This window comes from Bradyrhizobium diazoefficiens USDA 110, from assembly GCF_000011365.1.
GTDB classification, from domain to species: domain Bacteria; phylum Pseudomonadota; class Alphaproteobacteria; order Rhizobiales; family Xanthobacteraceae; genus Bradyrhizobium; species Bradyrhizobium diazoefficiens.
Window position 1 is genome coordinate 6219244 of record NC_004463.1, and the last position, 15043, is coordinate 6234286.

Here is a 15043-nt window from a genome sequence, read left to right on the forward strand (position 1 = left end):
GCGTGGGTTAGCGCAGCGTAACCCACCACGCTTCAACGCATGCGGGACGAAGTTGGTGGGGTACGCCCAGCGGACTGCGCTTGCGCGCAGCCGCAAGGCTAACCCACCCTACACACTATCCCCGTCTTGCCGCTTCCAGCGCCTGGGGCGTGTCGATGTCGAGGAACGCGCCCTCGCCGTCGACGGGCACTTCCGCAACCGCCTCGGTGTGCTTGGCGATCAGGTGGCGCGCGCCGACGTCGCCATCGAGCGTCATCAGCTCCCGGAAGAAGCGGCGCGACCACAGCACGGGGTTGCCGCGGCGGCCCTCGCTGACGGGCACGACGATGAGATTGCCGCGGTCCGGTGCGAAGCTGTCGATGAGACGGTCGATCAGGCCGGCATCGATCAGCGGCATGTCGCCGAGGCAAACCACGGCGCCGTCGCAAGCTTCGGGCACGGCCGCGATGCCGGCCTTGACCGAGCTTGCGATGCCGCCGGCGAAATCCGGATTGCGGGCGAATTTCACCTTCAAGCCTTGCAGCGCCTGCTCGACCAGTTCGGTCTGATGGCCGGTGACGACGATCACCTCGGATGCCTTGGAGGCCAGCGCCTGCTCGGTCGCGATCCGCACCAGCTTCTTGCCGTCGAGCTCGGCGAGCAGCTTGTTCGGCCCACCCATGCGGGTCGAGCGCCCTGCCGCGAGCACGATGGCGGCGACCTGGCTGTTGCCCTCGATCTCGGGCCTCGCGCGCGGCTGCGGACGCGTGACGATCTCCATCAGGAGCCCGCCGACGCCCATGCCCATCAGCTCGGCGCGGGTCACCTTGATGCCGGCGAGCAGACGCATCAGCACCCAGTCAAACCCGTTCTCGACCGGCGAGCGCGCGCAGCCCGGCGCGCCCAGCACCGGCACGCCCTCGGCGCGGGCGATCAGCAGCAGATTGCCGGGATCGACCGGCATGCCGAAATGCTCGATCTCGCCGCCGATCCCGGTGACGGCCGCCGGGATCACGTCGCGGCGATCCGCGATCGCGGACGCCCCGAACACGATGACGAGCTCCGCGCCGAGCGCTAGCAATTCCTTGATCGCGGCCGACAGCGCGTGTTCGTCGTGCTGGACCCGTCGCTCCGCGATGATGCCGGCGCCGGAAGGCGCCAGCCGCTCGGCGGTGACGCGCAGCGTCTTGTCGATCACCTTGGAGGACAGGCCCGGCAGCAGCGTCGAAACCACACCGACGCGCTTGATCGCGTAGGGCGCGATCTTCAGGACGTCCCGGCCGGCCGCCTTCACCGCGGCGTCGCGCAAAGCGCCCTCGACGCCGAACGGGATGATCTTGACCGTGCCGACCATCTCCCCCTCGACCACCGGCTTGTAGGCGGTGAGCGTCGCAAAGGTGATGGCCTCGTCGATATTGTTGATGCGATCCACCGCGGCGCGGTCGATCACCAGCACGCCCGGGCGCGCCGCGAACAGATTGGCGCGGCCGGTGAAGGCGCGCTCGACATGGATGCCCTCGCCGCCGACCGCAAGCGCGATGCTGGCGGCCGCGACGTCCTCGGAGACGTCGCCCTCCTCCATCCGCACCACGACGACGTCCTTGATGCCGGCGCGCTCCAGCGCCTCGACCTCGGCGGGCCCGATCGTCGTGCCCTTCTTCAGCACCAGCGGTCCCTGGCGCAGGGTGTGGACGGTCACCCCGCCGATCGCATCCTTGGGGCTCGCCGGGCCGAATTTCATGCCGCTTCTTCTTTTTCTTTGGGTGGCAGCCGAAGCACCGCCGTGATCTCGGCCATGATCGACACCGCGATCTCCGACGGCGAGACGGCGCCGATCGCAAGGCCAATGGGCGCGTGGATGCGCGCGATGTCGCTGTCCTTGGCGCCCTGCGCCCGCAGCCGGTCGCCGCGCTTGGCATGGGTCTTCCGCGAGCCCAGCGCGCCGATATAGAAGCAGCCGCGCTCGAAAGCGTGCAGCAGCGCAGGATCGTCGATCTTGGGATCGTGCGTGACCGCGACGAAAGCCGTGTAGGCATCGACGTTGAGCGGCGGCAGCGCGGTGTCGGGCCATTCGGCCACCAGCGGAATGTCGGGGAAGCGCTCTGCGCTTGCAAAGGCCGTGCGCGGATCGACCACAGTGACGTCGTAGCCGAGCGAGCGCGCCAACGGCGCCAGCGCCTGACTGATATGGACCGCGCCGACGATGACGAGCTTTGCGGTCGGCGCGTAGACGTTGAGGAACAGCTTCTTGCCGCCGACCTCGACATTGGCGCTCTTGCCCATGCGAAGCTGTCTTTCGAGCTCGACGCGCAGCGGGTCTTTCGCGAAATCCTGCGCCTTGACCAGGCGCTGCTCGCCGCTCTCGGTGTCCGTCACCAAGATCGCCGGGCGGCGCGCGGCGCGCTCGGCATTGAGTTCGTGCAAAATCGCGAGCTTCACGGCTAGCCGACCTTCTCGACGAAGACACGGATGGTGCCGCCGCAGGACAGCCCGACATTCCAGGCGGTCTCGTCGGCGACGCCGAACTCCAGCATCTTGGGCTTGCCGCTCTCGATCACGTCCATGGCCTCGGTGACCACGGCGCCCTCGACGCAGCCGCCGGAGACCGAGCCTAAGAACGTGCCCTCGTCGTTGATGACGAGGCTCGAGCCCGCCGGGCGCGGCGCCGAGCCCCAGGTCTCGACGACTGTGGCGAGCGCGACGCCACGGCCGGCCTTCTGCCAGTCCTCCGCCGCCCTCAGAATGTCCTCGTCGCGATCGAGCATGGGGTAACCTCTCAAGCTGCGGAGCGGATCAGGCTGCGGTGATGCGGCGGCAGCGGCCGGGAGAGCGTCGTGATCAGCTCCTGGATCGAACTCAAATTATGTACCGGGCGGAATTCGTCAACGTGCGGCAGCATCATTTTGATGCCCTGCGCCTTGGCCTCGAAGCCGCCGAAGCGCAGCAGCGGGTTGAGCCAGATCAGCCGCCGGCAGGAGCGGTGCAGCCGGTCCATCTCGAAGGCGAGCCTGGAATCGGCCTCCCGCTCCAGCCCGTCGGAGATCAGGAGCACGATGGCGCCCTGGCTCAGGACGCGGCGCGCCCACAATTTGTTGAAGTTGTGCAGCGAGGCCGAGATCCGCGTGCCGCCGGCCCAATCCTCGACCGAGGCCGAGCAGCTCGCCAGCGCCTCGTCGGGATCGCGCTGGCGCAGCGCGCGGGTGACGTTGGTGAGGCGGGTGCCGAACAGGAACACCGAGACGCGCTTGCGCGCATCGCCGATGGCATGGAGGAAATGCAGGAACAGGCGCGTGTACTCGTTCATCGAACCCGAGATGTCGAGCAGCGCCACGATCGGCGCCGGTTTCTCGATCCGCCCCAGGCGATGAATGTCGATGATGTCGCCGCCGGTGCGCAATGACGCACGCAGCGTGCGGCGCAGATCGAGGCGCAGGCCACGGGAATCGGGCCGGTGCCGGCGCGTCAAGAGCTCGGCCTGCGGCAGCCGCATCCGCTCGACGGCGCGCAGGGCCTCGCTGATCTCCGCCGCGCTCATCTGGGCAAAATCCTTCTTCTGAAGGATTTCCTTGTCGGAGACCGACAGGCGCAGATCCTGCTCCTGGCGCTGCGGCGTCTCCGTCATGCGCGGCTGCGACATCGCTTCCTGCACGCGGCGCGCACCGGCCTGCGGCTTCTTCTTGGCCTGCTCCGGCAGCGGCACCGAATCCAGCATGTGCTTCCACTCCTCCGAGGCGCGGAAGAACAGGTTGAAGGCCTGCTTGAAGATCAGCGCATGCTCGTGGCGCTTGACGAAGATCGCCTCCAGCGTGGCAAAGACATCGGCGCGGTTGCCGATGTCGATCACCTGGAGCGCGCTCATGGCATCGATCACCGCGCCCGGCCCGACCGGCATGCCCGCAGAGCGCAACGCGCGGGCGAAGCCGACGATGTTGTCGGCGAACTGCTCGGTCTGCTCGGGCGCTAGGTGGTTGATGGCCATGGGTCGTATCCATCCCCTCGTCATTCCGGGGCGCGCCTCTTTGGCGCGAGCCCGGAATCCATTCATCCACGAACTCTGCGGCCCGATGGATTCCGGGTTCGCGCTACGCGCGCCCCGGAATGACGGGCGCAATTTGACGCAAGATCAATCCTCGCTCGTCGCTTCCTTCAGCACCTTCTGCAGGGTGTCGCCCTGCATCCGGGTGATGTCGTCCTGATACTTGAGCAGCGCGCCCAGCGTGTCGCCGACCACCTGCGGGGTCAGCGAGCGGGCGTCGAGCTCGGACAGCGCGGTGGCCCAGTCGATGGTCTCGGCGACGCCCGGCGACTTGTAGAAGTCCTGGTTGCGCAACGCCTGGACAAAGCGCACCACCTGCTGCGACAGCTTTGTCGAGATGCCGGGCACGCGCGTCTTGACGATCGCGAGCTCGCGCTCGGCGGCGGGATAATCCACCCAGTGATAGAGGCAGCGCCGCTTCAGCGCGTCGTGGATCTCGCGGGTGCGGTTGGAGGTGATGATGACGATCGGCGGATACGGCGCCTTCACGGTGCCGAATTCGGGGATGGTCACCTGGAAGTCACTGAGGATTTCCAGGAGATAGGCTTCGAACGCCTCGTCGGCGCGGTCGAGTTCGTCGATCAGGAGCACCGGCGGACCGGCGACGTCAGGCTCCAGCGCCTGGAGCAGCGGTCGCTTGATCATGTAGCGGTCGGCGAAGATGTCGCTCGACAGTTGATCGCGATCGGTGTCGCCGGCGGCTTCCGCCATCCGGATCGCGATCATCTGCGCGGCGCTATTCCACTCGTACACGGCCGAGGAGACGTCGAGGCCTTCGTAGCACTGCAGGCGGATCAGCTTCCGCCCCAGCGCCGCCGACAGCACTTTTGCGATCTCGGTCTTGCCGACGCCGGCCTCGCCTTCGAGAAACAGCGGCCGGCCCATGCGCAGCGACAGATACGTCACCGTCGCCAGCGACCGCTCGGCGAGATAGCCGCGCGACGTCAGGAGTTCGAGCATCGCATCAACCGATGCCGGCAGGGCGGCTGAAGTCATGAAAGGCCAGTCTTGGTTACGCCCTCACCGGGGCAAGTCGTTGGGCCAGTTGGTGAGGCCCATCATTCCTTGGCATTGGCGGCGTCGACGGCCCGCCGCGTCAGCACCCCGATGAGGTGCGCGCGGTATTCGGCACTGCCGTGGATGTCGCTGTTGAGACCCTCGGCCGGCACCTCGATGCCATCAAGGGCTTTCGCCGAGAAGCGCTTCTTCAGGGCTTCCTCGAACGCGGTGACGCGGAACACGCCCTCGGAGCCGGCGCCGGTGACGGCAACGCGCACGTCCGACGGCCGCCGCGCCACGAACACGCCGACCAGTGCGTAACGCGAGGCCTGGTTGCGGAACTTGATGTAGGCGGCCTTCTTCGGCAGCGGGAACATCACCTTGGTGATGATCTCGTCGGCCTCGAGCGCCGTCGTGAACAGGCCCTGGAAATACTCCTCGGCCTTGAGGCGGCGCTTGTTGGTGACGATGGTCGCCCCGAGCGCAAGCACCGCGGCCGGATAGTCCGCGGTCGGATCGTTGTTGGCGAGCGAGCCGCCGATCGTGCCCTTGTGGCGCACGGCGGGATCGCCGATTCCGCCGGCAAGGCTCGCGAGCGCCGGGATCGCTTCGCCGACGACGGCGGAGGTCGCGACCTCAGCGTGCTTGGCGGTGGCGCCGATCACCACCGAGCGGCCCTTCATCTCGATCGCGTTGAGCCCCTCGATGTGGGAGAGGTCGACCAGATGCGGGGGGCTCGCGAGGCGCTGCTTCATGACCGGAATCAGCGTGTGGCCGCCGGCGATCACCTTGGCGTCTTCGTTCTTCACCAGGAGGTTGGCGGCCTGCCGAACGGTCCCGGGGCGATGATATTTGAATTCGTACATCTGAATGTCCTGATCGCGGGATGCGCGCGTGTCGATTTAGGCGAGGTCGGATTTCGCCATCGCCTTGGCGCCGGCGGAGATCGAGGCGACGATGTTCTGGTAACCGGTGCAGCGGCAGAGATTGCCTTCCAGCTCCTCGCGGATGGTGTGGTCGTCGACCTCGTGCCCCTTGCGATGGACGATGTCGATCGCGGTCATGATCATGCCGGGCGTGCAGAAGCCGCACTGCAGGCCATGGTGCTCGCGGAAGGCTTCCTGCATCGGATGCAGCGGCGCGCCGTCGGCAGCCAGCCCCTCGATCGTCTTGACCTCGTGGCCGTCAGCCATCACGGCAAGCGTGGTGCAGGACTTCACGGCCTTGCCGTCGAGATGCACGACGCAGGCGCCGCACTGCGAGGTGTCGCAGCCGACATGTGTGCCGGTCAGCCGCAGATTCTCGCGCAGGAACTGCACCAGAAGCGTGCGGGGATCGACGTTGGCCGTCACAGGATTGCCGTTCACGATGAGGGAGATTTTCGCCATAAGCACTCTCTATCAGCGCCCCGACGGGTCCCGTCGAAGCGGTTCTTATAATTATTCCAACCCATCATATGGGCCATTATGCCCCGGGGCAACATCACCCCGGACGCAAGGCGCCATGCCGAAAGGCGATAGCCTTCAGCCCTGTACCGCCTTGGCGAAGTTCGCGAAAAACTCGTCGGCCAGCTTCTTGGCGGCGCCGTTGATGAGGCGTTGTCCGAGCTGCGCCAACTTGCCGCCGATCTGCGCCTCGACGTCGTAGGAGAGCAGCGTGCCGCCGTCCTTCTCCGCCAGCTTGACCACGGCGCCGCCCTTGGCAAAGCCCGCCACCCCGCCCTCGCCTTCGCCGGAGATCTTGTAGCCGTTCGGCGGATCGAGATCGGAGAGCGTCACCTTGCCCTTGAAGCGCGCCGACACCGGGCCGACCTTCATTTTCGCTGTGGCGCGAAAGCCGCCGTCGTCGGTCTTCTCCAGCTCCTCGCAGCCGGGGATGCAGGCCTTCAGCACCTCGGGATCGTTGAGCTTGGCCCACACAGCCTCGCGCGGCGCCGCAAGCTGGACTTCGCCGTTCATCGTCATGGCCATGGGGTGCCTCCCGGGATCGTGCAATTATAATGCTGTTCAAGTAACGCACGTAGGCCGCAAAGGAAAGGGCGGCCTCCGGCCACGTGCAATGCATATTCGCAACTGCAAAAAATCTTGCGCGGTCGGTTTTGGATTGGCACAGGCGGGCCATGATGGTTAGGTCCCGCGCAACATGAGCACAGCCCTCTCCCCCCTGCTTGCGCCGATGCTGTCGAGCGCCGCCATGCGCGCCGCCTGCGACGACCGGTCAACGCTCCAGAACATGCTCGATTTTGAGGCAGCCTTGGCGCGCGCCGAAGCCGCCACCGGCGTGATTCCCGCGGCCGCCGTGGGCCCGATCGAAACCGCCTGCAAGGCGGCTACCTTTGACATCGCCGCGCTGGCCGAGGCCGCGACACGGTCCGGCAATCTCGCGATTCCCCTGGTCAAGGCGCTGACCGCCAACGTCGCGAAGGCCGATGCGGAGGCCGCACGCTACGTGCATTGGGGCGCGACCAGCCAGGACGTCATCGACACCGCGACCATGCTCACGCTGCGCGCCGCCATCGACGCGCTGGATGCCGACCTCAGCCGCGCCATCAAGGGTTTTGCCGCACTGGCGCGCAATCATCGCAACACCGCAATGGTGGCGCGGACCTGGCTCCAGCACGCGCTGCCGATGCCGTTCGGACTCAAGGCCGCCGAATATGCCGCAAGTCTTGCCCGCGCCCGCTGCCGCCTCAGGCGGCTCTCCCGCGACGGCCTCGCGCTGCAATTCGGCGGCGCGGCCGGCACGCTCGCGGCCCTCGGCGACAAGGGGCTCGTCGTCGCGGAGCGACTGGCGCAAGAGCTCAACCTGCCGCTGCCGGAAGCACCCTGGCACACCCATCGCGACCGCATCGCGGAAGCCGCATCGGCCCTTGCGATTCTCGCCGGAAGCTGCGGCAAGATCGCGCGCGACGTCTCGCTGATGATGCAGACCGATGTCGCCGAGGCGTTCGAGCCGGCCGGCGAAGGCCGCGGCGGCTCCTCGACCATGCCGCACAAGCGCAACCCTGTCGCAGCCGCAAGCGCGCTGGGATGTGCCACCATGGCCCCGCAGCTCGCCGCGACGATTTTTGCCGCGCAGGTACAGGACCACGAGCGCAGCGCCGGCCCCTGGCATGCGGAATGGCCGACGCTGCCTCAACTGATGCTGGTCACTTCGGGCGCGCTCGCCGCCATCGTCGACATCGCCGAGGGCCTGGACGTCGATGCCGCGCGCATGCGCAGCAATCTCGATGCGACGCACGGGCTGATCATGGCCGAGGCGGTCACCTTTGCGCTGGCCGAGAGGATCGGCAAGAGCGATGCGCATCATCTCATCGAGGCCGCGAGCAAGCGCGCGGTCGCCGAGAAGAAGCATCTGCGCGAGGTTCTCGCGGCCGATTCGCAGGTCACAGCGCATCTTTCGCCGGAAAAAATTGCGGCATTGTTCGAGCCGATGGCCTATCAAGGGGCTTCCCAAGCCATGATCGACCGGCTGCTCGACAGCCTCGAGCGAGATTGATTGTTTGAGCATGATCCCTTCGGAAAACCGTTCCACACTTTTCCGGATCATGCTCCAGAACGGAGACGCCGCATGCCCATGATCGATGCCGACGGTTGCCTGATCAACGTCTCCGTCGAAGGCCGCGACGGCGGGCCGACCTTGATGCTGTCCAATTCGCTCGGCTGCACGCTTCAGATGTGGGAGCCGCAGATGAAGGCGCTGACACAGGTGTTCCGCGTCATCCGCTATGACCGCCGCGGCCACGGCAAGTCGAACGTTCCCCCCGGCCCTTACACGATGGAGCGCTTCGGCCGCGACGTGCTGGCGATCCTCAACGATCTCAACATCGAGAAGGTGCATTGGTGCGGCCTGTCGATGGGCGGCATGGTCGGACAATGGCTGGGCGCGAATGCGCCGGAGCGCTTCGGCAAGCTCATCCTCGCCAACACCTCCTGCTACTATGCCGAGCCGACCAAATGGCTGGAACGCATCGATGCCGTGAAGAAGGGCGGCATCGCGGCGGTGGCCGATGCCGTGATCGCGGGCTGGCTCACCCAGGATTTCCGCGAGCGCGAGCCTGACATCACCGCGCGGATGAAAGCGATGCTGCTCGCCTCACCCGTGGAGGGCTATCTCGCCTGCTGCGAGGCGCTGTCGACGCTCGACCAGCGCGAGCTGCTGCCAAAGATCAAGAGCCCGACATTGGTGATCGCCGGCCGCCACGACATGGCGACGCCGATCTCGGCGGGCGAGCTGATCCGCTCGAAAATTCCCGGCGCCAACATGACCATCATCGACGCCGCCCATATTTCCAATGTCGAGCAGCCGCACGCGTTCACCGATGCGGTGGTGGGGTTCCTGACGCAACGCTGATTGCGCCTGTCGTCATTCCGGAGCGATGCAAAGCATCGTCCCCGGAATCTCGATCGGCATTCACAACCTCGAGATTCCGGGTTCGCCTCTTCGAGGCGCCCCGGAATGACTGATCCGGAGAAACAAACATGGACGACCAGAAGCGCCGCGATGCCGGCATGAACGTGCGCCGCAAGGTGCTGGGCAATGCCTGGGTCGACAAATCAGTCGCCAATCGCAATGCCTTCAACACGGATTTCCAGGATCTGATCACACGCTACGCCTGGGGCGAGATCTGGACGCGGCCGCATTTCGACGAGCGCACAAGGCGGGTGCTGGTCATCGGCACCATGGTCGCGCTCGGACAATGGGACGAATTCCGCCTGCATGTGCGCGCGGCGCTCGCCGAGGGCGGCTTCACGCCCGACGACATCAAGGAAATCCTGCTCCAGCAGGCGATCTATTGCGGCGTGCCGGCGGCGAACCACGCCGTCAAGGAGGCCTCAGCGATTGTGCAGGAGCTCGGCCTGCTCAAGACCTAGCGGCGCGGCGGCCTCGGCGCTCTTGGGTGCCGCCACAGGGCGCTCGATCACCATCACGATCGCAGCCCCCAGCAGCAGCAAGAGCTCGGTCGCGTGCAGCCGGAGCGCGTCCATCTCGCCGACCTTCGAGGCCATGACCATGCTCGCAAACGAGATCACGCTGCCGATCGCCAGCGCAATGCCGAGCGCCTCGTCACTGCCGCCATTCCTGCGGACGCGGGGAATGCACAGCAGCGCGAGGTAGATCGCGAAGAACGCCACCACGGTCAACCGTCCCAGCGCCAGCAGCCAGGCCGCGCGCACCGTGTCCATCCCCGCCATCTGGAGATGGTCGCTGAGGAACAGCGCGACCGCGACGCTCGGCCGTTCGTAGAGGCCGTGCACCGGCGCCACCATGATGTTGAAGGCGACCAGCGTCCAGGCGGGGATGAAATAGGCCGCCAGCAGCGCGCCGTTGACCGAGTCGATCCGCCAATTCCTGAACATGCCGCTTCCCGCTTCGCCTGCCACGCGCCTTCGATGGGAAGGCTTTGCCGGGAGCTAACTCGCATCAGTCCGTGGCGGCAATTTAAACCCTTTGTTTACCTTAACGGGGCACCCGCACACGTCGTCATTCCGGGATGGCGCGACAGCACCAGACCCGGAATCTCGAGATTCCGGGCTCGGCTCTTCGAGCCGCCCCGGAATGACGCCAAGCAACGAAAAAAAGCCCCACCTTGCAGCGGGGCCCTTCTTCACTCCTGCTCACTCACTGGGCTCCCAAACTAGTTGTCCTGACCGCGCTGGCCACCATGCTGCTGGCCGGGCTTGTCGCCCTGGCGCATCGGATCCTGCTGCTGCTGTCCGGGTTTCTGCCCACCGCCCTGCTGCTGCCCTGGCTGCTGACCTGGGCGCTGCTGGCCGGGGTTCTGAGTCTGCTGACCCGGATTCTGGTTCTGCTGCTTCGTCATCGGGGGGAACTCCCTTGTTGGACGTCAGAGGGAAGCTAACAACCGCCCTCGGATTTGGTTGCCACGCGGAACCCGGTTCCTCGCAGCTGCGGAACCGGGAGACGACATCCGTAACCAAATGAGTTCTGTACAAGCCGTTATGCCTAGGCCTGCCCAGTTGCGGCCGCCAGTTCCCTCCTGTTACAAAACGAGAAGAATGCTCAAGGGCTGCCGGGGCCCAAGAACTCTCTCGAAGAGCTCCCTTTGAGCCCGCGTCAAGTTTGGGTAACGGCAGCCTATGGATTATTTCGCCCAGCAGCTCATCAACGGCCTCGTGCTCGGCTCCATCTACGGCCTGATCGCGATCGGCTACACGATGGTCTACGGCATCGTCGGCATGATCAACTTCGCCCATGGCGACGTCTTCATGATCGGCGGCTTCATCGCCCTGATCACCTTCCTGATCCTGATCTCGCTCGGCCTGACCGCGATCCCGGTGATCCTGCTCGTCGTGCTGCTGGTCGCGATGGCGATCACGGCGCTCTATGGCTGGACCATCGAGCGCATCGCCTACCGGCCGCTGCGGCATTCCTTCCGTCTCGCTCCGATGCTGTCGGCGATCGGCATGTCGTTCGTGCTGACCAACTATTCGCAGGTGGCGCAAGGCGCCCGCGTCAAGCCGATCCCGCCCTTCATCACCGGCGGCTACACGCTGCATGAGAGCGCGGACGGCTTCGTCATCCAGCTCTCCAACATCCAGATCATGGTGGTCATCACCACCATCGTGCTGCTGGCGATCTTCACCTGGCTGGTGTCGCACACGCGGCTCGGGCGCGACATGCGCGCCTGCGAGCAGGACCAGACCATGGCGGCCCTGCTGGGCGTCGACGTCGACCGCACCATCTCCATGACCTTCGTGATCGGCGCCGCGCTCGCCGCGGTCGCGGGTTTCATGTACCTGCTCTATTACGGTCTGGTCGATTTCTTCATGGGCTTCGTCGCCGGCATCAAGGCCTTCACGGCGGCCGTGCTCGGCGGAATCGGCTCGCTGCCGGGCGCCATGCTCGGCGGTCTTGCGATCGGCCTGATCGAGACGTTCTGGTCGGCCTATTTCTCGGTCGAATACAAGGACGTCGCGGCATTCTCGATCCTGATCGTCGTGCTGATCTTCATGCCGACCGGCCTGCTCGGCCGTCCCGAAGTCGAAAAAGTCTGACGGACCGCCGCGTGACAGCCATTCCGCACGAGACCAAGCACGCAAGCCGCACCGCCGGCATCACCTATATCCTGAAGAAATCCCTGCTCAGTGCACTGGTCGCGCTGGTGCTGTTCTCACTGATGGTCGGCGTCCGGACCGAGGCCGGTTCCGACGGCCAGCTCACTTATTGGACGCGCTTCGGCGAGGTCGCAGCGCTTGTCGCCGCCGTGTTCGGCGGCTCGATCGTGATCGAGCTGCTCCGGCAATGGCTCGGCCCGACCGGCGCCGAGAAGCTGGTGCCGCCTGCAGTGCATCGCGGGATGTCGTTCGTCGGCCGCTACCTCGCGCCCGCGCTTTTGATCTTCACGCTGCTGGTGCCCGTCATCTTCTATAACCAGCGCTACATCCTCGACCTCGCGATCCTCGTGCTCACCTATGTCATGCTGGGCTGGGGATTGAACGTCGTGGTCGGCCTCGCCGGCCTGCTCGACCTCGGCTACGTCGCCTTCTATGCGGTCGGCGCCTATTCCTACGGCCTGCTCGCCACCAATTTCGGCTGGTCGTTCTGGATCTGCCTGCCGCTCGCCGGCATCCTCGCCGCGTTCTGGGGCGTGCTGCTCGGCTTTCCCGTGCTGCGGCTGCGCGGCGACTATCTCGCCATCGTGACGCTGGCCTTCGGCGAGATCATCCGCCTCGTCATCATCAACTGGCAGAGCCTGACCGGAGGCCCCAACGGGGTCTCCGGCATTCCCCGCCCCACCTTCTTCGGCATCCCGCTCGACAACAGCGACGACGGGCTCGCCGCCAAGCTCGGCATCGAGTACTCAGCGACCCACCGCATCGTCTTCCTGTTCTATTTGATCCTGGCGCTCGCGCTGCTCACCAACTGGGTGACGATCCGTCTGCGCCGCCTGCCGATCGGCCGCGCGTGGGAGGCCTTGCGCGAGGACGAGGTCGCCTGCCGCGCGCTCGGCATCAACACCACGACCACCAAGCTTACCGCGTTCGCGACCGGCGCGATGTTCGGCGGCTTTGCCGGTGCGTTCTTCGCCACCCGCCAGGGCTTCATCAGCCCGGAATCCTTCACCTTCCAGGAATCGGCATTGGTGCTGGCCATCGTCGTGCTTGGCGGCATGGGCTCGCAACTCGGCGTGGCGCTCGCCGCGCTGGCCATGATCGGGGGCTTCGAGCTGTTCCGCAGCCTCGAGACCTACCGCATGCTGGTGTTCGGCATGGCCATGGTGCTGATCATGATCTGGCGGCCGCGCGGCCTGGTCGGCCATCGCGCGCCGACCGTGTATCTGACCAAGGCGCAGGCGATCTCCTCCGACCTCGTCAAGGAAGGGCACGGATGAGCGGCGACAAGATCCTCAACGTCGACCGGCTGACCATGCGCTTCGGCGGCATCGTTGCCGTGCAGGACCTGTCGCTCTCGGCCGAGCGCAAGAAGATCACCGCGCTGATCGGGCCGAACGGCGCCGGCAAGACCACGGTCTTCAACTGCATCACCGGCTTCTACAAGCCGAGCGGCGGCACCATTCGCCTCACCCATGACGATGGCCGGACGATCGCCCTGGAGCGGCTGAACGATTTCCGCATCGCCAAGCTGGCCAAGGTGGCGCGCACCTTCCAGAACATCCGCCTGTTTCCCGGCATGACCGCGCTGGAAAACCTGATGGTGGCGCAGCACAACGCCTTGATGCGGGCCTCCGGCCTCACCTTTCTCGGCCTGATCGGTGCGCCCGGCTATCGCGATGCCGAGAAGCGCGCGATCGATCTGGCCACCGACTGGCTCAGGCGGGTCAACCTGCTCGACCGCGCCGACGATGCCGCCGGCAATTTTGCCTATGGCGACCAGCGCCGGCTCGAGATCGCGCGCGCGATGTGCACCGAGCCCGCGCTTCTGTGCCTGGACGAGCCGGCCGCCGGCCTCAACGCGCGCGAGAGCGCCGCCTTGAGCGAGCTCCTGCTCTCGATCCGCAACGAGCTCGGCACCTCGATCCTGCTGATCGAGCACGACATGTCGGTGGTGATGGAAATCTCCGACCATATCGTGGTGATGGACCACGGCGTGAAGATCGCCGAAGGTTCGCCGCGCGCGGTCCGCGACGACCCCAAGGTGATCGCCGCCTATCTCGGCGCCGACGAGGAAGAAGCCGTGGCCGTGATGGAGAGCGGGTCGTGACTTCACCCACTCCCCTGCTCGCGATCCGCAGCCTTCGCGCCGCCTACGGCAAGATCGAGGCGCTGAAGGGCGTCGACGTCGAAATCAATGCCGGCGAGATCGTGGCGCTGATCGGCGCCAACGGCGCCGGCAAGTCGACGCTGATGATGACCATCTTCGGCAAGCCGCGGGCCCGTGCCGGCCAGATCCTGTACGAAGGCCGCGACATCACCGACGTGCCCACCCACGAGATCGCGCATTTGCGCATCGCGCAATCGCCGGAGGGACGGCGCATCTTCCCGCGCATGAGCGTGGCGGAAAACCTCCAGATGGGTGCCGATGCCACCGGATGCACCGATTCCGAGCGCGACGCGACGCTGGAACGCGTCTTCAATCTGTTTCCACGGCTGAAGGAACGCTACGCCCAGCGCGGCGGAACCCTGTCCGGCGGCGAGCAGCAGATGCTGGCGATCGGCCGCGCCTTGATGAGCCGTCCCCGCCTGCTCCTGCTCGACGAGCCCTCGCTCGGGCTCGCGCCGCTGATCGCGCGCCAGATTTTCGATGCGATCCGCACCCTGAACCGGCAGGACGGCCTGACCGTCCTGATCGTCGAGCAGAACGCCAACCATGCGCTCAAGCTCGCCCATCGCGGCTATGTCATGGTCAATGGCCTGATCACGCTGGCCGGGACCGGCGCCGAGTTGTTGCAGCGCCCCGAGATTCGGGCCGCCTATCTGGAAGGCGGCCGGCACGGCTGAGGCGGGCCACGTGCGGCCGAATGTGGCGAGATATCTCCGCCAATGCCCGTATTTTGCCGGTGACTTCTCCTCGAATTCATTCAAGAATGGCGCCGGTTTGGACCGG

At 66.1% G+C, this 15043-nt stretch carries 17 protein-coding genes; 7 read left to right on the plus strand and 10 right to left on the minus strand.

The features are described 5' to 3' along the window. Positions 1–115: 115 nt before the first annotated feature. From BJA_RS28640 to BJA_RS28675, 8 genes are all read right to left on the minus strand, one after another. Complete coding sequence (locus BJA_RS28640; protein ID WP_011088405.1) at positions 116–1720, minus strand: NTP transferase domain-containing protein; 1605 nt, start codon at positions 1718–1720, stop codon at positions 116–118. Then, a complete protein-coding gene (locus BJA_RS28645; RefSeq protein ID WP_011088406.1) occupies positions 1717–2418 on the minus strand; it encodes an XdhC family protein in 702 nt (233 codons plus the stop codon). The genes BJA_RS28640 and BJA_RS28645 overlap by 4 nt, the downstream gene beginning before the upstream one ends. Before the next feature lie 2 nt (positions 2419–2420). Continuing rightward, on the minus strand, positions 2421–2744 hold the full coding sequence (locus tag BJA_RS28650; RefSeq protein ID WP_011088407.1) for an XdhC family protein: 324 nt from the start codon (positions 2742–2744) through the stop codon (positions 2421–2423). Between the two features lie 11 nt (positions 2745–2755). Beyond that, the gene (locus tag BJA_RS28655) at positions 2756–3958 is read right to left on the minus strand and encodes a vWA domain-containing protein (RefSeq protein ID WP_038967595.1); all 1203 of its coding nucleotides are present in this window, start codon (positions 3956–3958) and stop codon (positions 2756–2758) included. Between the two features lie 144 nt (positions 3959–4102). Beyond that, positions 4103–5011, minus strand: a complete 909-nt coding sequence (locus tag BJA_RS28660; RefSeq protein ID WP_011088409.1) for an AAA family ATPase — start codon at positions 5009–5011, stop codon at positions 4103–4105. Positions 5012–5073: 62 nt separating this feature from the next. Continuing rightward, positions 5074–5880, minus strand: coding sequence for an FAD binding domain-containing protein (locus BJA_RS28665; protein ID WP_011088410.1), 807 nt, complete (start codon positions 5878–5880; stop codon positions 5074–5076). Between the two features lie 36 nt (positions 5881–5916). Further along, positions 5917–6402 (minus strand): (2Fe-2S)-binding protein, encoded by a 486-nt coding sequence (locus tag BJA_RS28670; RefSeq protein ID WP_027560187.1) that lies wholly within the window; start codon positions 6400–6402, stop codon positions 5917–5919. Between the two features lie 135 nt (positions 6403–6537). Then, on the minus strand, positions 6538–6984 hold the full coding sequence (locus tag BJA_RS28675; RefSeq protein ID WP_011088412.1) for an SRPBCC family protein: 447 nt from the start codon (positions 6982–6984) through the stop codon (positions 6538–6540). Between the two features lie 172 nt (positions 6985–7156). Between BJA_RS28675 and BJA_RS28680 the strand changes: the two genes are divergently transcribed. From BJA_RS28680 to BJA_RS28690, 3 genes are all read left to right on the plus strand, one after another. Next, on the plus strand, positions 7157–8512 hold the full coding sequence (locus BJA_RS28680) for a 3-carboxy-cis,cis-muconate cycloisomerase (RefSeq protein WP_011088413.1): 1356 nt from the start codon (positions 7157–7159) through the stop codon (positions 8510–8512). A gap of 72 nt (positions 8513–8584) precedes the next feature. Continuing rightward, positions 8585–9367, plus strand: coding sequence for a 3-oxoadipate enol-lactonase (pcaD, locus tag BJA_RS28685; RefSeq protein WP_011088414.1), 783 nt, complete (start codon positions 8585–8587; stop codon positions 9365–9367). Between the two features lie 128 nt (positions 9368–9495). Continuing rightward, entirely contained in the window at positions 9496–9888 is a 393-nt protein-coding gene (locus tag BJA_RS28690) for a carboxymuconolactone decarboxylase family protein (protein WP_011088415.1), read from the plus strand. Here BJA_RS28690 and BJA_RS28695 read toward each other — a convergent pair. Together BJA_RS28695 and BJA_RS28700 are read right to left on the minus strand one after the other, a co-directional pair. Beyond that, complete coding sequence (locus tag BJA_RS28695; protein ID WP_038967596.1) at positions 9850–10374, minus strand: hypothetical protein; 525 nt, start codon at positions 10372–10374, stop codon at positions 9850–9852. The genes BJA_RS28690 and BJA_RS28695 overlap by 39 nt on opposite strands. A gap of 278 nt (positions 10375–10652) precedes the next feature. Further along, on the minus strand, positions 10653–10838 hold the full coding sequence (locus tag BJA_RS28700) for a hypothetical protein (protein WP_028173403.1): 186 nt from the start codon (positions 10836–10838) through the stop codon (positions 10653–10655). Between the two features lie 277 nt (positions 10839–11115). Between BJA_RS28700 and BJA_RS28705 the strand changes: the two genes are divergently transcribed. From BJA_RS28705 to BJA_RS28720, 4 genes are read left to right on the plus strand one after another with little or no spacing between them, the layout of a single operon-like run. Then, positions 11116–12033 (plus strand): ABC transporter permease subunit, encoded by a 918-nt coding sequence (locus tag BJA_RS28705; RefSeq protein WP_011088417.1) that lies wholly within the window; start codon positions 11116–11118, stop codon positions 12031–12033. Positions 12034–12092: 59 nt separating this feature from the next. Next, positions 12093–13370, plus strand: a complete 1278-nt coding sequence (gene livM / locus BJA_RS28710) for a high-affinity branched-chain amino acid ABC transporter permease LivM (protein ID WP_370141135.1) — start codon at positions 12093–12095, stop codon at positions 13368–13370. Further along, the gene (locus tag BJA_RS28715; protein WP_011088419.1) at positions 13367–14200 is read left to right on the plus strand and encodes an ABC transporter ATP-binding protein; all 834 of its coding nucleotides are present in this window, start codon (positions 13367–13369) and stop codon (positions 14198–14200) included. The genes livM and BJA_RS28715 overlap by 4 nt, the downstream gene beginning before the upstream one ends. After that, positions 14197–14937, plus strand: coding sequence for an ABC transporter ATP-binding protein (locus tag BJA_RS28720; RefSeq protein WP_011088420.1), 741 nt, complete (start codon positions 14197–14199; stop codon positions 14935–14937). Before BJA_RS28715 ends, BJA_RS28720 begins: the two co-directional genes overlap by 4 nt. The last annotated feature ends 106 nt before the right edge of the window (positions 14938–15043 follow it).